The organism is Paenibacillus doosanensis (genome assembly GCF_025060755.1).
Classification (GTDB): Bacteria; Bacillota; Bacilli; order Paenibacillales; family NBRC-103111; genus Paenibacillus_S; species Paenibacillus_S doosanensis.
This window is the reverse complement of record NZ_JANYUY010000027.1, coordinates 66625-88450: the sequence shown is the minus strand read 5'-3', so window position 1 is coordinate 88450 and position 21826 is coordinate 66625. Positions and strand designations below refer to the sequence as shown.

The window sequence follows — 21826 nt, the reverse complement described above, 5'->3', positions numbered from 1 at the left end:
GTTTCAGCCATTTTACGAGGGAGGCAAAGCAATGAACCAAAAAATGAAACAGGCGAGCTTGATCCTGTCGGTTTCCGCGCTCGCCGTTGCGGTTGCCGCATGTAGCGGACAAAGCGGAGAAACGCCGCAAACATCGGCACAGGACGGCAAGGAATCGCAGCCGCCGAAGCTGACTCATCTGACCTATTGGGTGGCGAATCACCCGGCGGCCGCAGCGCAGATGAAGACCTATGCGGATATGGAAATGTATAAGGAGCTGGAGAAAATAACCGGAGTGAAGGTCGAATTCCAGCATCCTCCGCTCGATACCGCGCAGGCGAAGGAGCAGTTTAACCTGATGATCGCCTCAAGCGAGCTGCCGGATGTGATCGAATACGCATGGACCGATTACCCGGGCGGTCCGGAGAAAGCGATTCAGGATAACAAAATCGTGAAGCTGAACGAGCTCATCGATACGTATGCGCCGAACCTGAAGAAGCTGCTTGCCGATCATCCCGATTGGAAGAAGCAGATTACGACGGATAACGGAAGCCTCTACGCGTTCCCGTTTTTGCGCGGCGACGATAAGGTTCGAGTGTTTTTCGGCCCTGCGATTCGTCAGGACTGGCTCGACAAGCTCGGCTTGAAGATGCCGACGACGATCGACGAATGGTACAGCGTGTTGAAAGCGTTTAAAGAGAAAGACCCGAACGGCAACGGCAAAGCGGATGAAATTCCGATCAACCTCGATAAAGATTTGCTCAACACCGATGCGCCTTTCCTCGGAGCATGGGGCATTAATAACAGCTTTTACCAGGATAACGGCAAGGTGAAGTTCGGCCCGATTCAGCCGGAATTCAAGGATTTTCTTGCTACGATGAACAAATGGTACAAGGAAGGGCTGCTCGATAAAGATTTCGCGGCGCCGAATGCCAAGCTGCTCGATAACAAAATGACGACGAATGTGCTCGGCGCGACGGCCGCGTTCAACGGCGGGGGCATCGGCAAATATGCCGGCCTGATGAAGGATAAAGATCCGAGCTTTAATCTGGTTGCCGCTCCTTATCCTGTTCTCAAGCCCGGAGACAAAGCGATTTGGGGTCAAAAGGACTTCGCCTTCAACGGTGTCGGCGCGGCTATTACGACAAGCGACAAAAACCCGGTCGAAACGGTTAAATGGCTGGATTACGCTTACGGAGACAAGGGCGAGCAGCTGTTCAACTACGGTATCGAGGGCGAAAGCTATACGATGCAGGACGGCAAAGCCGTATTAAAGCCTGAAGTATTGAACCCGCCGAACGGCATCAGCTCTCAGCAAGCGATCGCCAAATATACCCGTGCGACTTGGAGCGCGCCGTTCGTGCTCAGCGACAATTTCCAAGTGCAATATCTTGCGCTTCCGCAGCAGAAGGACGCGCTGTCCGTTTGGGCCAAACCGACCGCCGAACGCAAGATGCCGCTCGTGACCCCGACGCAGGACGAGAGCAGCAAATTCGCCTCTATCATGACGGATATCAATACGTACAAGGATGAAATGCTGCTCAAATTCATTATGGGCGTGGAGCCGATCGACAACTTTGACCAGTACGTCAAAAAAATTCAAAGCATGGGCATTAACGACGCCATTCAAATTCAGCAAACGGCGCTCGAGCGCTTCAACAAACGCTAAACAGGAGGGCGAGGCCGGGAGAGAGCGCACATACGTCTGCTTTCCCCGGCAAGGCCCATTCCGGACGGAAAGGATTGGGAGCAACGATGGCGAGAGGCAACGGCAACCCGGCAGTACTGCAAACGATACGCGCCGATTGGAAGCGGCATTGGAACATTTATTTGATGGCGCTTCCTGTCATCGCTTATTATGTCATATTTCATTATGGGCCGATGTACGGCCTGCAAATCGCTTTTAAAGACTTCCAGCCGGCAAAAGGGATTTGGGGAAGCCCGTGGGCCGGATTCAAGCATTTTGAAAGCTTCTTCAACGGAATTTATTTCGGACGGCTCCTCAAGAATACGGTATTGATCAACTTGTATGAGCTGCTGTTCGGCTTTCCGGCGGCCATCGTGCTCGCGCTGCTGCTTAATGAAATCCGCAGCAGCATGTTTAAACGGCTCGTACAGACCGTCTCCTATTTGCCTCACTTCATCTCGATCGTCGTAGTGGCCGGAATGATGATCGATTTCTTGGGCCGCACGGGTCTTATTAACCAACTGCTCGCCTCCTTCGGCATAGAGCCGATCGACTTCCTGAAAGAAGCGGGCTGGTTCCGGTTTCTGTTCGTATCGTCCGGCATTTGGCAAGGCGTCGGCTGGGGCTCGATCATTTATCTGGCGGCGATCTCCGCGATCGATCCGATGCTGTACGAAGCCGCTCGGATCGACGGGGCGGGTCGTTGGAAGCAGACGCTGCATGTCACGATTCCCGGCATTATGCCGACGATTGCCATCTTGTTCATTTTGCAGATGGGCAGCATGCTGTCGGTCGGCAGCGAGAAGGTGCTGTTGCTTTATAATCCGCTCACGTATTCGACGGCGGACGTCATCTCGACGTATGTATACCGCAAAGGGGTGCTGGAGGCGAGCTACAGCTTTACGGCGGCCGTCGGACTGTTCAACTCGGTCGTCAGCTTTATTCTGATCGTGGCGGCCAATAGTGTTACCAGGCGGCTCAGCGAGAACAAACTTTGGTGAGGAGCTACGTTTATGAAACCAACCGCGGGGGAAAGAGCGTTCGGCTATTTGAACGCGCTCCTAATGATCGGTTTATGTATAGTCACACTCTATCCGTTCTTATACGTTTTGTTTGCATCGCTTAGCGAAGCGACGTCCTTTCTGCAAAATCGCGGGCTGCTGCTCGGCCCGGCCGGTTTTGATCTCAGCGCTTACCAGGCGGTGTTTCGCAATCCGATGATCATAAAAGGCTACGAAAATACGCTTCTATACGTCGTGCTGGGGACGGCAATCAATCTTGTCATGACGGCGATCGGAGCTTATGTGGTGTCCAGGCCGAACTTATATTTCAAAGATGCCATTATGTTCTTCATTGTAATAACGATGGTATTTAGCGGGGGGTTAATTCCGAGTTATCTGCTGGTCAATCAACTCGGCATGATGAACACGATGTGGGCGCTTCTTATTCCCGGCGCGATCAATACGTTCAATATGATCATTATGCGAACCTCGTTCCAAAGCGTTCCTGTCAGCCTGGAGGAATCGGCGAGAATGGACGGCGCCAGCGATTGGACGATTTTATTCCGTATCGTCATTCCGCTGTCGATGCCCGTCATCGCCGTTATGATTTTGTGGTATGCGGTAGGCCACTGGAACTCTTATTTCAGTGCGCTCGTTTATTTGCGCAATAGCGAGAAGTACCCGCTCCAGCTCGTGCTCCGCGATATATTGATTGCCAACAGCACCGATTCGATGATGGTCGGCTCCGCCAGCGACGACAAGTATGCCATCGGGGAGACGATCAAATACGCGACGATCATCGTGTCGACGCTGCCGATCATTTGCCTGTATCCGTTCCTGCAAAAATATTTTGTCAAAGGCGTCATGATCGGGGCGATTAAAGGGTAGGAGGAGCTTAGTGTGACAATCGTTACGTACGACAACGCGCCGAGCGGCTGGAATGAAGCTTTGCCGCTCGGCAACGGACATTTTGGCGGGATGATTTATTTCGAAGACCATAAGCTGACGTTCGCGCTCAATCATTACGAGGTGTATTACCGCAAGCTTCATCGGTACAGCAAAAAATATGCGCATGGAGAAGGACCCGATTACGGCAGCCAATACGGCCGTACCTTCGAACAGCTTAAGCGGAGGGCGAAGGAGATGTACCGCGATCCGGGAGAGGAGCCGATCTTTCTGTACGGGGACGCCTTGTCGGACAGCAGCATGCACCGCCAATACGGCAAGCCGCCCGGAGGCGTCTCCCATTATCCGACCGGCGAAATCCGTCTGCATCCGTCGGCGGAGCTGGAGGAGCCGGATTCGTACGCTTTGCAGCTTGATACGGAGCGAGCGGACGTGCGCTTCATTATGGAGAAGCAGGGCAAGAAGCTGGAGGTTAGCACGATCGTTGCGCAGGATAACGATATCGTCGTGACCGAAATCAGACAAACTGCCTGTACGCTAGCAGACACGGTCGTTCTGACGATTCCGGTGCGGCGGTATGCGGACATGAGCGTGACCTATCATTCGTATGACGAGTCAGCCTTTTACTACACAGGCTCCTTCTATCCCGACGGGGAGGACCGGGACCGCTACGGACCGTTCTCGTTCATCGTGATGATGAAGCTGATCGGAGCGAAGGGAAGCGCGGAATGCGCAGCGGATGGCATCCGTATACAGCTTCGCGAAGCAGGGGAACGCATAACGCTGCTTACCGCGGTGGTGACGGAGGAGCAGGCGGACGATCTGCTGCATACCGCATTGCAGCGGTTGAATCGGGCCGCCGGGAGGGTTGCGGACATGAAGGCGCATCATCGGGAGTACTGGCGGAGCTTCCGGCGGCGTTCGTCTGTGGAACTGCCCGACAAGCTGCTGGAGGACTTATGGCATATTAATCTGTACGCGATCGCCTGCAGCAGCGGCAACGGAGGCGCGATGCGCGAGCAGGCATGCGGACTAAACGGGTTGTGGGACATCAAGCAGCCGACCAAATGGGGCAGCATGTGGTATTGGGACGTCAACATTCAAGCCGCTTTTTGGCCGCTGTATACGGCCAACCATTTGGAAATCGCGGAAGCGTTCCATGAAGGGCTGTTTACTTATGCGGACAATGCCGAGCGGATGGCGAAGCAGTTTTACGGACTGAACGGCTTGGCCGGGGATTACCCGCATGCGCTGTATTTCAGCATATGGCCGTGGTGCGCGCAGTTGGTATGGGATTATTACCGTTACAGCATGGACGAGAGCTTTTTGCGGGAGAAGGCATACCCGCTGTTCGCGCGGATTGCGCGGTTTTTCGAAGGCTATCTGCAATATGACGCCGGGAGGGATCGGTATGATATGTTCCCGGATATTTCACCGGAGCAGGGACCGCTCACGCGCAACTCGACATGTACGCTGTCGTCGGTCAAGTATTTGCTGCATATGGCGGCGGAGGCGAACGAGCGGCTCGGTGAGGCGGCGGAAGACCGGCGCCGATGGAAGGCGATCGCCGAGCGGCTCGCCCCTTATCCGACCGCCGTTTCCGCGCGTTACGGCGACGTGCTGCTCGACTCCGAGTGGGCGCCGGCCGACTTGCATCTGCGCCATCCGTCGCTGCTTATGCCGATTTATCCGATCGGGGAAATCAATCGTTACAGCGCGCCGGCGCTTCGGCAGCGGGCGGCCAATACGCTTCGCTATGCTGAGGAAAACACGGAGTTCGGCATGTTCCAATTCGGCTGGCTATCCTGCGCCGCCTCGCGTCTGGGCAAAGGAGATACCGCGCTTAGACTGCTGTACGAGCAAGGCATCGACCTGTCGCTGAGATGCAACGGATTGTTCGCGGAGGAGACGGAGCGCTGGATGAATTATTGCAACATCACGAATGAACCGCTGTACCATCCGCACATGATGGAGGCTTCCGGCGAAATCGTCGCCGCCGTAAACGAGATGCTGCTGCAAAGCGTCGGCGGCGTGATCGAGGCGTTTCCGGCAGTTCCGAAAGGCGTGATCGAGCGGGAACGCACAGCCGGCCTGTACGATCATCATGCCGGGGAGAAGTCTCGTGCTTACGGACCGTGGACAGATTGCGCCTTCAGGGGATTGTTGGCCGTCGGAGGGTTCGAGGTTAGCGCCCGGATGACAGACGGACGAACGGCCTGGGTCGGAATACGCAGCCGAGCCGGCGGCGAAGTCGTGCTCCGAAGCCCGTTCGGCGAAGAAGAGGACGTCATCGTTATGCGTCTGAACGGGATGACGCGAGCGGCGGCGGAGCATGTCCGCAAAGACGGATGCCTGCGCTTCGATACGGTTCGGGACGGCGAGTATTTGGTTTATTCTCGGGCGAGTGCAGTCCTGTTCGACGAGCCGTTGGCGCGAACGGATAACGGCGCCGCAGCAGCAGCAGTAGGCAGCCGCCCGCGCGTCTGCGAGGCGCACACGGGCCGGAGAGTGTTTCTCGGCAAAGACCGGGACACGCATCACTATCGGGTGCTCGATCATTTCACGTTCGATTATTATGCCGGAAACGCCCGCGTGTCGAAGCTCGCCGCCTATCGGCTCGACTTTGGCCTCAAGCCGGAGCTGCTTGTCAAAGATTATAACCGGGCGTTGCCGCGTCAAATTCACGTGGAAGGCGTGCCCGGTCAAACGTTTCGTAAAATAACTGCGGAAACCGTCTTTACGCCCCGCAGCGGCATCGGCTGGGAAAGCGCGGATAAGATCACGGCGACGGACCGCGGAGAACCGGATTTGCTTCGCCGGGATTTCATCGGCGGAACGGACGAAGCGGCATTAATCGTCGAGCTGCCGAAGGGCAGATATGATCTGCTGATCGTGTCCGGGGACAACGCCGAGCCGTCTTATACGATGGCGGAGATCCCGGGGCAGATGGTTTGGAAGCCGGACAAAGCGTTGAAAGCGGGCGAGTATGCGACGGATATGCTGCCTCTTACGCAGCGGAATGACGGTTTTGCGATGATACGGTTCCGATCATGCGAGGGTTTGCCATGGAGGGTAAACGTGCTCGTCATCAACAAGAATTATCCTTATTTGTGATTTGAAGCGCCGAAAGGAGGTGATGCGGAAGGACTCAAGCAAACAGGGCATAGCCGGCCGTGTCTGGACAGAGACATTTGGAGCCGAATTATGCTCCGCCGGAGGAACGAAACGAAGGACGACGAAGGCGCCTTCGACAATGACTGTACGAGGAGGTAATCGTATGCGTATTCCGAAACAACTGAAATTGGCGGCACGATGGGTGCTTGCCGCATTCCTAACGGTTCCGGCGGCGGGAGGGCTGCCCGCCGCTTATGCGGCGGCGGAGAAATTTCCGACTTACGTGCAGCAAGCGACAGTTCCCGGTCTCGCTTCAGGGAAAGCCGATATTGCGGGCTCGGCTTTCGTCGACAAGGACGGAGAGTTTCATTGGATGTACTCGGTAGCGAATTACGAGCAATCGGATAGCGGGGGTTCCTGGATCAAATCCAACACCCATACGGACTTGGGAGCATTGAATACCGATTGGGGCGCTGCCACAACCTATAATTCCTACTGGAACAGACCGGGAACGATCAATTACAAACTCGACGAAACATACGGCATTCCGACCCCTTATCAGGATGACCATAACGACGGGATCGGCGTCTGGATCGACCCGGATACGGGGTATTGGTATGCGCTGACCAACGATGAATACCAGTTCAACCCGTTTGCCGCGGGCAATCCGACGACGAACGAGAGAATTGCCTCGGGCCTCCATAACAACCGCGTCTTGGCCGCCTACTCGACCGATAAAGGCAGCACCTGGAAGCTGATCGGCCAGGTCGCCACTTCGCCGTGGAACGACGGCAACGAAGCGGCCACCGCGAGTAATTTTCCGGGCTCAACCTGGTCTTACGGCGTAGCGGGCACCCGCTTTTTCGTCGACAACGTCAACGGGTACTTCTATGTTCTCTACAATAACCATATCAACTGGAAACCGGGCTACAGCAATATTCTGACCTATTTCAGCCTCGCCCGTTCTCCGATAAGCGCCAAGATGGCCGAAGGCTCATGGGATGTATGGTATAACGGGACATGGACCCGCTCCGCGCTGAAAGGGTACGCAGGATGGATCGGAAGCCCGATGGGCGCCGGCAGCGACCATAATCTTACAGTCAACTATATACCGGAGACCGACAGTCTTACGCTTACGGGGACCGGAATGGACGGCTCGCCTCTTGACATCAGCTACGAAAAAATTCCGAGCGGCGGAGTCTTTACGTTCAAAGATGCCGCAGGCAGCGCGTATACGGCCAATACCGTCAGCGGCACGATAAAAAATGCGAACGGAGACAGCGTTCCTTCCGTTTCTTACTCCGACCCCGCTCTGGACGCTGCCGTGACCGTGTCCGTCGACGGCGGCAAAATAAGCATCAAGCAAGAAAACAACTCGACCGGCTACCTGGCTTCCGTAACGCCCGGCGGCAGCACCCCGATATTTAAAAATACGGCGACCCAAAGGCTGTTCGTTCCGGTCAACACGCAATACGAGAACGCTTTTTCCTTTAACGTATACAGCGGCAAATACCGCTCCGTCGGCTATGACGGATACGTATACGAGACCGACGATTTGGGCGCTCCGGATACGTTCAAAATCGTAGGCAAACTTCCCGCGACCGTAGGCAGCTACTTGTCACAAATCGACACGGGCAGCTTGACCAATCAGCAAGTCAGCGGTTACTCGTTCAGGACGATCTCCGATCTGTCCGGCAAACAAATCAATTATTCCATCGCCGATCCCGGCCCCGGACAGACGTACTACTCGGCTTACAATCCGCCGAAGGACCAGGATGACGCCGCTATTACTCCGTCTGCCGCCTACACGCTTTCGATTGGCGGACATGCGCTCAAGGACGGTTTGTCCGACCGGTGGCAATTCATTCCCGTCCCCGATGAATTCGACCCTTCCAAGCCTAGCGGGTTTTACAGGTTGCAGAACGTCGATACGGGAATGGTTCTGAAGGTGTCCGGGACTTCGGCGGCTACGACGCGGGCGATGGGAGCGGCAGTTATTTCCGGCGCGCCGGACGCGGATGCCGATCCAGGCGCCAACGGGGGCAACGGAGCGGCAGCCGGCAGCGATCAGTGGTATCTTCTTCCAGTCGGCAACGCCGCTCCGGCCTATCTTACGCCTGCGTCTTCTTCTTCCGTGATTGCTGCGGCCACGAACACAAGCTTGAGCGGGATTGCCCAATACAGGCTGGTCAATCGCGCAAGCGCGTTGGGCGTCGAATTTGTCGCGGGTCAAGCCGCTCTGCAGGGCATGAAGTTCGGCGCCGGCAATCCTCAGGTCGTTACGATCGCTCCGGCGGCATCGAATTTGCCGTCCGCGCCGACCGGTTTGACGGCGGCGCCGGCGAGCATGTCGCAGATTAATGTTAGCTGGAACGCGTCGGCGGGAGCCGCGGGCTATGACTTATTGGTTGACGGAGCGGTAGTCGGCGGCGTAAGTAGCCCCTATGCGCATATGGGGCTTGCGGCCAACTCCGCCCACACGTATCAGGTAAGGGCCACAAACAGCGCCGGGGCGGGCATATGGAGTGTGCCGGTCAGCGCGGCGACCCGGTCGGGTATCGTATCGCAGGGCAAGACGGCTACGGCCAGCTCGGTGCAAGCGGGCAATGCTGTCAGCAACGCCAACGACGGCAATGCCGCTACCCGATGGGCCGCGGTTACGAACAGCTATCCTCAATGGTGGAAGGTCGACCTCGGCAGCAGCATGAATATAACGAAGCTCGAAAGCTACTGGTATAACAGCACGACTTACCCTAGGTCGTACCGGTATATTATCGAGGGCAGCAACGACGATGCGACCTATACGACCATTCTGGACAGGACGGGGAATACGACCCAGGGCTTGACGACAGATAGCTTTGACGAGACTTACCGGTATGTCAGAGTGACCGTAACCGGCTCCAGCTACAGCGGAGGAAGCGCTTCCTGCTATGAGTTTATCGTCTATGGAGACGAAGGACGGCAAGATCTTACGGCTCCGCAAACGACGGCGGTTATCGCGCCAAGCGGCTCCGAAGGGTTGAACGGCTGGTATGTGAAGCCCGTAACGGTCAGCCTTCAGGCCGAGGATGATTTATCGGGGGTGCAATCCACCGAATATACGATCAACAATGAAGCGGAATGGACCGCTTACCGCGATCCGCTTACATTCAGTCAGGACGGTACGTATCACGTATTTTACAAATCTTCCGATGCCGCGGGCAATGCGGAAGCGGTCAAGGAGTTGACGGTCAACCTCGACACTGCGCCGCCGAACATCGATATCGCTTCGACCGTTACAGACTCGGTGTACGTTAGCGACGCCTCGGCGGCAACGTTTCAGGTCAGCGTGCAGGACAATTTGTCCGGCGTACAAGAAAACGGCGCCCTGATTCAACTGGACGGCCGAAATGTTCAGAGTCTGGATAATATAGAGATGTTCGCGCTTCCGCTAGGAGAGCACCTGTTTACCGTCCACGCGGCCGATTCTGCCGGCAATGAAAGCATCAAAAGCGTAAGCTTCAAAACCGCCGCAAGCCGGGAGTCGATTCAAGCCCTCATAGGCAAGTTCGTCGATAAAGGCTGGATCAAAGCGAACGGAACTTCGGACAGCTTAAGCCATAAGCTGGATCGGGATGATTTGAGCGGCTTTATCCAATTTGTGAAAGCTCAGCAAGGAAAGCATATATCGAGCGAGGCCGCTTCCTATCTGATTCGCGACGCAGAAGCTTTACTCCATGAGATGAATTAACGTACGGGGAATATCCGCCTGCCGCCACGTGCGGCGGGCGGATCGAACCGGAGCCCGGCTTGCGGAAACTATTTAATGTCGGACCACATGAAAAATTTCGGGTTGGAAGGGCCCCGCCAGATCGGCTTGAACCGATTGGACAAAACCGGTAAAATGCGAGCTTCGGGCATGGCGTTCCAGCGCCGCCGAATCGGCCCATGTTTCTACAAAAAGAACGGCGTTCTCCTGATCGACGGCTTCAAACAGCCGATATCCGATATTGCCTTCCTCTTGACGGGAGCATGAATGACGACCATAGTTTAAGTCTCCTCTCTGAAATGCCGAATGAACGAACTGCGTATAACGTTCTTGCTATCAGTGTACAACTGATTTATAGTGAAGTGACAGTTAAACCTGCTGATCGTATATTAAGCTAGGCTAAAGGGTGAGGCTAGAATGCACTTGGAACAGCTGGAATGTATAGTGGAAGTGGCCAAGACGGGCTCCTTGACCGGGGCGGCGAACAATCTTCACGTGACGTTATCGGCAGTCAGCCAGTCGATCTCGAATCTGGAGGCCGAGCTGGGAGTTGCCCTGTTTACCAGATCCCGCCTGGGAGCGGCTCCTACGGCCGAAGGAGAAGTTATTATCGGCAAGGCGCTTGAGGTGCTCGGCAAGCTTCAAGAGCTGAAAGAAGAGGCTGTCAGCTATTCGAACGTGCAGCGCGGGGAGCTTCGTCTGGCTACGATTCCGGGGCCGCTGACGTTGTATATGAACGCGATAATCGGCTACAAAAAGGATTACCCGCACGTGCGGCTGGAGCTTTTCGAGAAAGGCACGCAAGAGATTATCGACGATATTCGCCATAACAAGCTGGATATGGGGCTTATTATTATGTTCGAGGAGCACGGGGAGAAGCACGCCGGGTTAACGATCGATCCGCTTCTGGAAGGCAGAATGGTTGCGTGCGTCAGCCGCAAATCCGCGCTTGCCCTAAATAAAAGCATCTCTCCCGAAGAATTGAGCAAGCATCCGCTGGTGCTGTATAACGACGATTATTTAAAGTGGTACATGGAACGCATCGAGCAGCGTTACGGACCGGTGCAAATCCTGTTTTCGACCAATAATAAAGACGCCATCCGTATTGCGGTACAGGGCGGCGCGGCGATTACCGTCGGGATCGATTTCTCATTTTATAATCAGCCGGAGCATCTGCGGGACGATTTCGTCATCATCGAGCTGGAACCGACGCTTCAAGTGCCGATTCATTTAAGCTGGGTCGGAGCCAAGGACAAGCGGTTGTCCAACACGGCCAAAATTTTCGTCAACAAATTAAAGCACGAACTGCAGAAGCTGTAATCGCGCTGATTCATAGAATCCCCGGCCGCCGCTGCCGTTATTCGTTTACGAACAGATCCGCCGAGGGTCTGTTTTTTTTGTTGTTTAGGAAATGATGCGCAGCAATATCCTGTGGGTATCCGGGGGCTCCCCCGAAAGTAATTGGAATAAGCTTCAGAGCATCACGTCACGTTTGGGGGATTTGTTCACTTAAATATAACTTAATGAATATTAACTAAGCATAAATTTACTTAAATTGTGATCAGGGATACAATGTAGCCATAATCACATAACGATTTGAAGGAGGCGTCGCAGCATGGCAACGCAGCGTGTAGCGGTAATTACAGGGGGAGCCAGCGGGATCGGGCGGCAAGCTTGTCTGACCTTCGCGCGAAAAGGAGACCGAGTCGTCGTAGCCGATTATAATGAAGCCGGCGGAGCGGAGACGGCGGAAATGATCAAGCAGGCAGGCGGAGAAGCTCTATTCGTTCAAGTGGACGTATCGAAGCAGGAGAGCGTGGAGGCCCTCGTTCAGCAAGCCGTCGCCGCATACGGCCGTATCGACGTCATGTTCAACAATGCCGGGATCGGCGGAGCGGGCCCTGTCTTGGAGCAAAATATGGATTTGTACCACCGCACGATCAATGTCAATCAGCATGGAGTAGCCTACGGCATTATAGCGGCGGGCAAAGCGATGAAGGAGCTGGGTATCCGCGGGGTCATTATTAACACGGCGTCGGTATTCGGGTTTCTGGCGTCGCCGGGAACCTTCGCTTATCATGCGACCAAAGGCGCTGTCATCATGATGAGCAAGTCGGCCGCGCTGGAATTGGCTCCATACGGCATCCGCGTCGTAGCGGTAGCTCCGGGCGCCGTAGATACGCCGATCATTCAAGGATTCAAGGATAAGGGCATGCTTGAAAGCATGAAGCAAAAAGTGATGGGCGGCGAGCTGACCCGGCCGGAAACCGTAGCTAATACCGTCTACCTGATCTCAATGGACGAAGCGGAAGCGATTAACGGAAGCGTCGTTATGGCTGACCAAGGCTACGCTTCGTTCAAATAATCGCAAGGTAAATCCCCGCGAACCCAAGGTTTAACGAAACAGCAAAACAAGAATGGCGGCCGCCTCAGATTATAGGTCTGAGAAGCGGCCGCCATTTCGTTATCCGCTCGCTTCTCTAGTTTCAGAATTTGTTTAGAAACGGTTGTTATAATGAAAAGCAGACCGCAATATCAGGCAGATCAATAAGTAGAAAGTAGAGATGGTTTTTTCATGCGAGCATGGGTTAGACAGACAGCGGGGTTAAAAAAGGAAAAAATCGACGATCATCTGGACCGGATTCACGAGCAGCAGCTTCGTTTGAAAATCGTCAACGACAGAGGATTGTCTCAGCTCGTGACCGGTCTCAGGGCCGTGCTTCCCGACAGCAGGGCTGTGTTGGAGAACAAATACGTTCTGTTCGCTTCGATCCAGGAAGCGATGCGCAGAGTATGGCAAACCGAGCTGCAGGAGCAGCAGCTGGCCGCAGGCTGGATGCTGTCCCTGGGTTACTGCGCCGAGCTTCCCGCGGGAATGAACAGAGCGCTCACGGCGACCCTTCCCGCTTCATGGTATTCTTTGTTGAACTGCGGCGTCCATGTCATGTCGGAAAGCGAGTGCGCGGCAAAGCGGGATTATGCTCAGGCGAGCCCGGTTTATGAACTGCTCGGGTTGACGGCGGGTCTGAACGGCAAGGAGCTGTCCCCGGCGGATAAGAAGAACGCATACAGGCAAAGCATGACGTACGGAGACTGGCGCCAGTTCGGACTTGATTATTTGCGCGATCATCTGTCGCTTACGCTGCTCGGGCGCGTGCAGCGGCCGCCCGCTTTTGCGATTATTCACGAAGCGGACGCGGTTCTGCTCGACGAGGCGCTCACGCCCGTTACGGTCACGGAGGCGTCCCCGGAGGAAAGCCCGTCCGCGATCCGGGCGGAAATGACCGCTTATCAATATATTACGCAGTATAAAAAGGCGACCGGACTGACAGGGCCGCTCGGAGAGGGAACGGAAGAGATCAGCGGCTGGTACAAGCTGAGCTGCGTCGCCATTCCGTCCGAGTCCGGCTGCAGGATGGAGGAAGATCCCGAGCGGATCTTCGTGACTGCGCAGGAGAAGCGCTCCGCGCTTGTGGAGGAAGTCGCCGGGCGCCACGCCAGCGGACAGCCGGTGCTGATCGGGATCGCTACGCTGAGCGAAGCGGTGCTGCTGGCTGAGCGGCTGCGAGAAGCGGAGCTCCCGTTCGCAGCGCTCTATCCTTCCGGCGCTGCCGATAATGCGGCATGGCTTAAGACTGCCGTCAGGGAGGGCGCGATTACGCTGGCAGCCAGCGAGGCGGTCGGAGGTATCGCCGCGGCCCCGGAGGAGGAAGCGGACGCCCCGGCGGGCGGTTTATTCGTCATAGCCGCTGAAATGCATGCAAGCGCCAGAACGCTGCAGAGGCTGAAGTCCTGTTCGGGTGGACCGGATACTCCCGGGCGATTCTGCAAGTTTCTGTCGCTCGAAGACGCGCTGATCGAAGAGCGGGCCGAGGAGGAAAGAGAGATGTACAAGCAATCGCGCAAACCGATCCGCAAAGCGGAGAAGGAAATCCGGCAATTATTCGACCGGCTTCATGCCAGTTTGCATCATGCTTCCGGGCGTTCGCGCAGCCGTCAAATATGGTTCGACGAAGTGGTCCGTGAGCAGATGCAGACCGTCTACTCCGTTCGCGACGAGCTGTGGCTCAAGGAGCGAGTGCTTCCGTTGCTCGACCGGTATGTTCAGTTCGGCATATCGGAGATGAAGCGGCTCGGTTCCCATTCCGTTCAGAAGGATTTGGAGCATCTGCGCAAGCTGGTTGAACGGAGCGGTTCGCCTGCCCCCGAAGATCGAAGAGGGGCGCTGCACGGGGTACCGGGCCTCTTGCAGATATGGGGAGACATCTGGCATGCGGTGACCGCCGATCCCGCCGCCGCAGAGCGTCTTCCCCTGTGGCGGCAGACGTATATGGACATGCTCGACCGCTACTGGGCCGAGCATCTCGATCAAATGAAGGATGTGCGGTGGAGCGTTGAGCAGCATGTGTACGGCAAGGAAGACCCTGCGGCTGTTTTCCAGCATGCTGCCTACACGTTGTTTCAGCAGATGGAGACGGCTCGCCGCAAGTGCTTCATCACCTGGCTGCTGCGCGAGGAGCTTCCTTCTTTTCTGCTCTCCGCGAAGTCGGAGGAGCCTGTGCCTGCGCTGGAACGCTCCCGCCGCTAAAAAAACGGCGATAAAGCAAAATCGCTAAGCGAGCACAAGCTGGTGAAGAGCAACCGTTCGCCGTATGGGTATAAGTCAGTGTCCAGCCTCCTGCGCATTAGGCGGTCTTATGCGGTTCAAATGATGCTTCGCCAACTCACCAACCCATTTCAACCGGCGTATGATGAGAAGGAACCATCGAGGTCATTTTGAATCAAAGGAGAGTCGCTATGAACGTACGTCTCATTCTGTTCACCCTTGCTCCCGGCAGCAAAGAGTCGGCGGAGAAGCTGTTCGACGAATTGAACGTCATTTCGCGCAAGCAAAAAGGATTCCGGGGCAACGTCTATTTTTCCGACGATTCCAAAGGGGAGTATGGAGCCATTAATTATTGGAATTCCGCCATGGACGCCGATGCCGCCAGCTTGATTCTCGGTCCGATGTTCGAGCAAAAGGTCGAGCCGGCGGTTCAAGAGACGCCCGTCGTCAAAATATTCGAGGTGTACGATCCGCTGGAAAAAAATCCGGTGAATTGATCCGGACGAAGAGCGGAGGCGAATGCACAAGTATGTTGACGAACTGGCAAAGACAAGTTGCGGCAGCCCGTCCGGCGCCGCCGGCGCACCCCCAGGATGAAGCGCTGTCCCGGGAATCGCTGGATTCGATGGCCGTGGACGCATATATTTACGGCTTCCCGCCGGTGCTCATGGATGTGACGCGAAGAGCGGGAGCGGTCAGTACGGCAGAGAAAAATCGGTTTGTTCACCAAAAGGAACCGGCTTCCCCTAAATTTACGCAAGTGGTGCGGCCCAATGTCGATACGCTGTATTCGTCCGCCTGGCTGGAACTGGAGGGAGGGCCGATGCTGCTGCACGTCCCGGATATGAAGGGTCGTTATTACATGCTGTCGATGCTCGACGCCTGGTCGAATGTGTTCGCTTCGATAGGCTCCCGCACGACGGGCGGCGGGGAGCAGTACTTCGTCATAGCGGGACCGGGAGGGAAGGACCGGCTTCCGCCGAATATTCCCGTCATCCAGGCGCCGACCGGGACCGTCTGGATCATCGGGCGCATCCAGACGAACGGTCCGCAAGATGCCCCGGAGGTTCACGCGCTGCAGCAGCAGCTTGATATCGTCCGGCTGCAGCATTCCGCGATCTCGCATCCTGCGCCCGAGGGGCATATGATTATAAGCCGTCATCCGCCCAAAGAGCTGGTGGCATCGATGGATGCCGCATCGTTTGTCAACCTGATGATGTCCGTTATGGATCGAAATCCCCCGTATCCGGCTATTCAGACGGCACAGATGACATCGAAGCTGGCGGCGCTGGGGCTTGTTCCTTCGCCCGATTTTCACATGAGCCGTCTTGACCCGGCAAGACAGCAGGCGCTGCGCCGCGCGGCGGAGAAAGCGCCCGAAGCGTTGGAGGAAGCGGCCCGCAAATGGGTGAAGCAGAGTCAGACCGGCGGCTGGAGCATGCCGCTGAGCGCTATAGGCACTTACGGAACGGATTATTTGGCCCGGGCGGTGGCGGCGGATCAGATTTTCGGCGCGAACGTGCCGCAGGATGCGGTATACGCTTTCAGTTTTATCGACGGCAGCGGCAATCCGCTCAACGGAAACAACCAATATACGATGCGCTTCGAAAGCGCAGAGCTCCCTCCGGTATCCGCCTTCTGGTCGCTAACCCTATATAACGAGCAGGGCTTTCTCGTCAAAAACGGCATCGGGCGCTACGCCTTGAGCCCGCATCTCGGCAGCCTCCGGTACAATACGGACGGGGCGCTTGAGCTGTACATCCAACATGCGGAGCCTGAAGCGGATATGAAATCCAACTGGCTGCCTGCGCCTAAGGGGCCGTTCAATTTGCTGCTGCGCCTTTATTGGCCGCAAGCTTCGGTATTAAGCGGACAATGGCATGCGCCGCCGGTTTCCCGCAGCTTTTAGAAGTTTGGGCCCGCTTGTCGCCGCTCCAATGCATATATCCCCCATACCCGCATACTATTAGCAGAAATACGGGAAATTTGCAGAGGGGTGCCATGATGAACGCGAACGAGAAGCAAATCGAACAGCTCGTCAGAGCGTACTTGCCGCAAGGCGCCGAGCTTGTGACGACCCAACGCTCCTATCCTCTTCCTGCGATATGCGCTGCGGATTTGGACGGAGACAAGATGCAGGAAATATCCGCGGTATACCGTCTGGATCATGAACTGCATCTTTTGGCGTTGAAATATTTGGGTTACGGCTGGGGAGCGGCCGACGACGTCGCTCTTCCGTACAGCCGGGTCAGCGTTCTGACCGCCGCTCCGGTGCTGAGTCTGGACCGAAGCAATTTGATCGTCGGCTGGCAGGAAGAGCCCGATTCGGATCTATCCAGGCTTTCCGTCTACGAATGGACGGAGGAAGGGCTGAAGGATACCGCCGGCAAAGACGTCTATTTCAGCTTCATGGAAGTGATGACGACGCCCGAGAGGGACGGACAGCCCTCGCTTGCCGATTTGGCGCTCTGGATACGCGACAGCGAGGAAGCGTACAGAGTGGATATCATTCGGTGGAGGCGGGGACAGCGGATATCGGCGGTGGACAAATACCCGCTTTATTATCCGAAGGTTGTCCGCTACTACGAACAATTGGTCCGCAAGCAGCCGGATCATCCGCTGTATTGGTATTACTTGGCGGAAGCCCAGCATTGGACCGGAATGACCGAGGCGGCCCTCGTCTCGGCAGATCGCGCTTATCGGCTGGGAGGTGCGGCCGTCGCCGGAGAAAAACTGCAGCAGCTTGACCGGGATATCCGGCTTCAGCTGGAAGCGTACAGGCAGACTCGGCGGATCGAACGGTTTCCGGTTTCGTACAAGACGATTCACGGGACGAAATGGGGATATATCGACGGCCGGGGAGCTCCTGCGATTCCGGTGCAGTACGACTATGCCTCCGATTTTCAGGAGAACGGCTTGGGACGCGTGCAGGTGCGCGGCCATAGCGGGGTTATCAATGCTGCCGGGCAATACGTCGTGCAGCCGATCTACGATTCGATCGGCGAGTTCTCCGAAGGACGGTCGGTTGTCATCGACAGCCAGGGCTTCAAGCTGATGGACGAATCCGGGCGCATCGTCACGAAGAAGGCTTACTCATATATCGCCTCGATGCAGAACGGCCGGGCGATGTTTACGCATGTGCCGCAGGCGGGCGTCGAGGCAAGTACATACGGTTATTTGGACGCCCAAGGCAATGAAGTAATTCCCGCGCAGTTTCAGGATGCGGGGGATTTCTACCGCAACAAGGCGGTCGTCAAAATCCGCGATAACGAGTATGCCTTGATCGGGCTGAACGGCAACCGGATTGCGACGTATCCTTACGCATTCGTCGGAGGGCTGGGGGACGGCCTGCTTCCGTTTCAGCAGACGGTCAACGGCAAATACGGCTATATCGACGAGCAGGGCCGGGTCGTCCTCCAGCCGGCTTATACCGGAGCGCTGCCGTTCCAGGAAGGGCGCGCGGTCGTCAATACGGGGGAGAACTACACCGCCCGCTACGGCGTCATCGATAAGCAAGGGCGCTTTGTCGTCCAGCCCGGCTACAACGACATTCGTCAGCCCGGCGAGGGGAGGCTGGCGCTCGGCAAGGCGATCGATCCCAACCGGACTTTTTTCGGTTCGATCTATGCAATGGCCGATTTGAACGGCCGGATGCTGACCGACTTCCGTTACTACGACGTGGAAGATTATCATCAAGGACTCGCTTCCGTATACGACCGGAACCAGACGTTCTTCATCGACCGCAGCGGACATGCGGCGCAGGGCTACCCGCGCCTGAACGGCAGCGGCACCGTCTCGCTTCAAGACGATCTGATTCAGGCGAACGTAGACCGCAGATTGTCGTACTTGAACCGTGCGGGGCAAGTGATTTGGCGGACCAACACCGTTATTCCGTTAAGGGAGCCTTACCGGGTACGGGAGGAGAAGTATAAACCGAATAAAGATTATCTGGTTTATTATCCGCAGGTGGAGGGAATGGGCGATCAGCCTGCCCAGCAGAAGGTTAATGCGAGGCTGAAGCAGCTGGCGCAGGTGAAGCCGGTTCCTGCGCATACGCAGCTGGATGCTTCTTTTAACGGCGATTTCGATGTGGCGTTTTTTCGCAAAAATCTGCTCGTGCTTGAGATCAACGGCTACAATTTCCCGTTTGGAGCCGCTCACGGCATGCCGACAAAAGTATATTCGCATATCGATCTGACCGACGGCGCGATATACGATTTGAAAGATTTGTTCAAACCGGGCAGTCCGTATGTGGAGGTGCTCAGCGGAATCGTCGGCAGGCAGATTAAGGAAGACCCGCAGTACTCCTATGTATTTCCCGATTCGTATAAAGGCATCAAACCGGATCAGCCGTTCTATGTCACCGAGCACGCTCTGCATCTTTACTTCCAGCCGTACGATATCGCTCCGTATGTCGCCGGCTTCCCGACGTTCACGATTCCGTTCAGCGAGATTATGGATATGATCGCGGTTAACGGCTCCTTCTGGAGATCGTTTCACTGAAGCACTTCAAGTCCGGGGAGCACGGCGCGGCGGCCGCAGAGCCCCGGATTTGGCTTCGAATTCATCCGGACTTCGGACTTGTGCAACCTTTACCCGACTGCTTGCGTCTAAAAATAAGGAAGGATGAAATAACCAAAATTGGGATAAGGAGGAGTTGTGATGAACAGTGAAGTACATGTCGACATCGCGATCATCGGAGGCGGCGTCGGCGGCTGCGCGGCCGCTTTAGCGGCCTGCAGCATGGGCAAGAGGGTGTATCTGACCGAGGAATATCATTGGATCGGCGGTCAGTTCACAAGCCAGGCCGTGCCGCCGGACGAGCATAAATGGATCGAGCAGTTCGGCTGCACCCGAAGCTTCCGATTGTTTCGCGAGCATGTGAGAAGCTATTATCGACAATATTTTCCCTTGTCCGATTCCGGCCGGGCAGCCTTCTATCTGAACCCCGGCAACGGGGGAGTCAGCCGGCTTTGCGCCGAACCCCGCATTATGCTGGCCGTGCTGCAGCTTATGCTCATTCCTTACATTAACAGCGGCTTGCTGACGATTCAAACGTTAAGTAAAATCGTCAAAGCCGAGACCGACGGCGACGTTATCCGGTCCGTGACGGTCCGCAGCGGGTGCGGCGATAAGCTGACGATCCATGCGCCGTATTTCCTGGACGCGACGGAATGCGGCGACATGCTTCCGCTCGCCGGGGTCGAGTATGTCACAGGGGCGGAAGCGAAGAGCCAGACCGGCGAGCCTCATGCGTTGGACGGGAAACCCGATCCCCGGGATATTCAGGCGTTCACGTACTGCTTCGCGATGGATTATTTCGAAGGCGAAAACCATACGATAGACAAGCCCAGAGATTATCATTTCTGGCGAACGCACCAGCCCGACATCTGGCCGAATCCGCAGCTTAGCTGGATATCGCCCGATCCCCGGACCTTGGAGCCGACCGAAGAGACGCTGTTTCCGGGCACGGATAAATATCCGCTGTTCATTTATCGCCGGATTACCGATAAAAGCAATTTTGTTCCCGGAACGTATTCATCGGATATTACGCTGGTCAACTGGGCGCAGAACGATTATTTTCGCGGCAACATTTACGATGTGCCGGCAGAGGAGAGGAAGAAGCATCTGGAGGCGGCCAAGCAGCTGAGCTACTCGCTGCTGTACTGGCTTCAGACCGAGGCTCCGCGGCCGGACGGGAAGCACGGTTATCCGGGGCTGCGGCTGAGGCCCGATGTCGTGGGCAGCGAGGACGGGATGGCTCAGGCCCCGTACATTCGCGAATCAAGACGCATCCAGGCGGAATTCACCGTACTGGAGCAGCATGTAAGCACGGAGGTCCGCGGCGACCTGGGAGCCGAGCCGTTCCACGATACGGTCGGCATCGGCTGCTATCGGATCGATTTGCATCCGAGCATGAGCGGACGCAGCTTCCTCGATATTTCGTCCGTGCCGTTCCAGATACCGCTCGGCAGCCTCATTCCGAAAAGAGTGGACAACCTGCTGGCGGCATGCAAAAATATCGGGACGACCCACATCACCAACGGCTGCTACAGGCTCCATCCCGTGGAGTGGAATATCGGCGAAGCGGCCGGTTATACGGCGGCCTATTGCCTGGATAACGGATACACGCCGCGAGAGGTGCGCGCGGACTCCGGCAAATTGGAGGGGCTGCAGCAGCTGTTGACGGCCAAAGGAATCGAGCTTGCGTGGCCCAAGGTCGGACCGGTGTGAGGGAGGCTTTCGGCTGCGACTTTCCGTTTCGGCTCCGTTCGCAGTACAATAAGACAGGTAGGCGGCCGAACGGTCGAATACTACTCAACTATCAAGTCTCGAAGGAGCAGAGAGCGATGAAGGTCAGTCTGGAAATCATAGTCCGCTCTACGGAAATCGACGTAAACGGACATGTCAACAACGCCAAGTATTTGGAATATTTGGAGTGGGGGCGCGAGGAATGGTACGATACGGCCGGGCTGCATTATGAGGTGCTTAAGGAGCTCGGCGTTCAGACGGTGACGGTCAATATTAATATCAATTACCGCAAAGAATGCAGGCAAGGGGACAAGCTGACTATCGTTACGGTTCCCGAGAAAATAGGAAGGACGAGCTTCGTCCTGAAGCAGGAGCTTTATAATCAGCATCAGGAGCTGTGCGCGGATGCCGCCGTGACGATAGTGACGATCGGGGTCGAATCGCGCAAAAGCAGCGAGGTTCCGGAAGGGCTGCGCAAGCTTTTCGCTTAGAAAGTCAGACGGAAAGGCACTGAAAAGACATCGTTCGATCAA

General features: G+C 56.1%; 14 protein-coding genes. 13 read left to right on the top strand and 1 reads right to left on the bottom strand.

Going from position 1 to position 21826, the window contains the following annotated elements; all coding sequences use genetic code 11:
* The first annotated feature begins 31 nt into the window (after positions 1 to 31).
* The 5 genes from N0M98_RS19440 (at position 32) to N0M98_RS19420 (ending at position 10417) form a co-directional block, all read left to right on the top strand.
* Complete coding sequence (locus N0M98_RS19440; RefSeq protein WP_249863132.1) at positions 32 to 1648, top strand: type 2 periplasmic-binding domain-containing protein; 1617 nt, start codon at positions 32 to 34, stop codon at positions 1646 to 1648.
* 86 nt (positions 1649 to 1734) lie between these two features.
* Entirely contained in the window at positions 1735 to 2667 is a 933-nt protein-coding gene (locus tag N0M98_RS19435) for an ABC transporter permease (RefSeq protein WP_259618887.1), read from the top strand.
* Positions 2668 to 2679: 12 nt separating this feature from the next.
* Complete coding sequence (locus tag N0M98_RS19430) at positions 2680 to 3555, top strand: carbohydrate ABC transporter permease (RefSeq protein WP_249863134.1); 876 nt, start codon at positions 2680 to 2682, stop codon at positions 3553 to 3555.
* A gap of 12 nt (positions 3556 to 3567) precedes the next feature.
* On the top strand, positions 3568 to 6687 hold the full coding sequence (locus tag N0M98_RS19425; RefSeq protein WP_259618886.1) for a glycosyl hydrolase family 95 catalytic domain-containing protein: 3120 nt from the start codon (positions 3568 to 3570) through the stop codon (positions 6685 to 6687).
* 163 nt (positions 6688 to 6850) lie between these two features.
* Entirely contained in the window at positions 6851 to 10417 is a 3567-nt protein-coding gene (locus N0M98_RS19420; RefSeq protein WP_259618885.1) for an OmpL47-type beta-barrel domain-containing protein, read from the top strand.
* A gap of 72 nt (positions 10418 to 10489) precedes the next feature.
* Here the strand turns inward: N0M98_RS19420 and N0M98_RS33915 are convergent, their stop codons facing one another.
* Positions 10490 to 10663, bottom strand: coding sequence for a putative quinol monooxygenase (locus tag N0M98_RS33915; RefSeq protein ID WP_375295505.1), 174 nt, complete (start codon positions 10661 to 10663; stop codon positions 10490 to 10492).
* Positions 10664 to 10852: 189 nt separating this feature from the next.
* On the opposite strand from N0M98_RS33915, the gene N0M98_RS19410 reads away from it, so the two are divergent.
* From N0M98_RS19410 to N0M98_RS19375, 8 genes are all read left to right on the top strand, one after another.
* Positions 10853 to 11755 carry a LysR family transcriptional regulator gene (locus N0M98_RS19410; protein ID WP_249863138.1) on the top strand — a complete coding sequence of 301 codons (903 nt, stop codon included), beginning with the start codon at positions 10853 to 10855 and terminating at the stop codon, positions 11753 to 11755.
* Positions 11756 to 12050: 295 nt separating this feature from the next.
* A complete protein-coding gene (locus N0M98_RS19405) occupies positions 12051 to 12800 on the top strand; it encodes an SDR family NAD(P)-dependent oxidoreductase (protein ID WP_249863139.1) in 750 nt (249 codons plus the stop codon).
* A 210-nt stretch (positions 12801 to 13010) separates the two neighbouring features.
* Entirely contained in the window at positions 13011 to 15023 is a 2013-nt protein-coding gene (locus N0M98_RS19400) for a preprotein translocase subunit SecA (RefSeq protein ID WP_259618884.1), read from the top strand.
* A 209-nt stretch (positions 15024 to 15232) separates the two neighbouring features.
* Positions 15233 to 15538 carry a hypothetical protein gene (locus N0M98_RS19395; protein ID WP_249863141.1) on the top strand — a complete coding sequence of 102 codons (306 nt, stop codon included), beginning with the start codon at positions 15233 to 15235 and terminating at the stop codon, positions 15536 to 15538.
* A 32-nt stretch (positions 15539 to 15570) separates the two neighbouring features.
* Entirely contained in the window at positions 15571 to 16950 is a 1380-nt protein-coding gene (locus N0M98_RS19390) for a DUF1254 domain-containing protein (RefSeq protein WP_259618883.1), read from the top strand.
* A 92-nt stretch (positions 16951 to 17042) separates the two neighbouring features.
* Positions 17043 to 19544, top strand: a complete 2502-nt coding sequence (locus N0M98_RS19385; protein ID WP_310944021.1) for a WG repeat-containing protein — start codon at positions 17043 to 17045, stop codon at positions 19542 to 19544.
* 159 nt (positions 19545 to 19703) lie between these two features.
* Positions 19704 to 21275, top strand: a complete 1572-nt coding sequence (locus tag N0M98_RS19380; RefSeq protein ID WP_259618882.1) for an FAD-dependent oxidoreductase — start codon at positions 19704 to 19706, stop codon at positions 21273 to 21275.
* Positions 21276 to 21391: 116 nt separating this feature from the next.
* On the top strand, positions 21392 to 21784 hold the full coding sequence (locus N0M98_RS19375) for an acyl-CoA thioesterase (protein WP_249863144.1): 393 nt from the start codon (positions 21392 to 21394) through the stop codon (positions 21782 to 21784).
* The last annotated feature ends 42 nt before the right edge of the window (positions 21785 to 21826 follow it).

Bases quoted from the DNA above. Each gene is read 5' to 3' on its own strand.
- N0M98_RS19440 (WP_249863132.1), top strand. From the start codon at position 32: ATGAACCAAAAAATGAAACAGGCGAGCTTGATCCTGTCGGTTTCCGCG.
- N0M98_RS19435 (WP_259618887.1), top strand. From the start codon at position 1,735: ATGGCGAGAGGCAACGGCAACCCGGCAGTACTGCAAACGATACGCGCC.
- N0M98_RS19430 (WP_249863134.1), top strand. From the start codon at position 2,680: ATGAAACCAACCGCGGGGGAAAGAGCGTTCGGCTATTTGAACGCGCTC.
- N0M98_RS19420 (WP_259618885.1), top strand. From the start codon at position 6,851: ATGCGTATTCCGAAACAACTGAAATTGGCGGCACGATGGGTGCTTGCC.
- N0M98_RS19410 (WP_249863138.1), top strand. From the start codon at position 10,853: ATGCACTTGGAACAGCTGGAATGTATAGTGGAAGTGGCCAAGACGGGC.
- N0M98_RS19405 (WP_249863139.1), top strand. From the start codon at position 12,051: ATGGCAACGCAGCGTGTAGCGGTAATTACAGGGGGAGCCAGCGGGATC.
- N0M98_RS19400 (WP_259618884.1), top strand. From the start codon at position 13,011: ATGCGAGCATGGGTTAGACAGACAGCGGGGTTAAAAAAGGAAAAAATC.
- N0M98_RS19395 (WP_249863141.1), top strand. From the start codon at position 15,233: ATGAACGTACGTCTCATTCTGTTCACCCTTGCTCCCGGCAGCAAAGAG.
- N0M98_RS19390 (WP_259618883.1), top strand. From the start codon at position 15,571: ATGTTGACGAACTGGCAAAGACAAGTTGCGGCAGCCCGTCCGGCGCCG.
- N0M98_RS19385 (WP_310944021.1), top strand. From the start codon at position 17,043: ATGATGAACGCGAACGAGAAGCAAATCGAACAGCTCGTCAGAGCGTAC.
- N0M98_RS19380 (WP_259618882.1), top strand. From the start codon at position 19,704: ATGAACAGTGAAGTACATGTCGACATCGCGATCATCGGAGGCGGCGTC.
- N0M98_RS19375 (WP_249863144.1), top strand. From the start codon at position 21,392: ATGAAGGTCAGTCTGGAAATCATAGTCCGCTCTACGGAAATCGACGTA.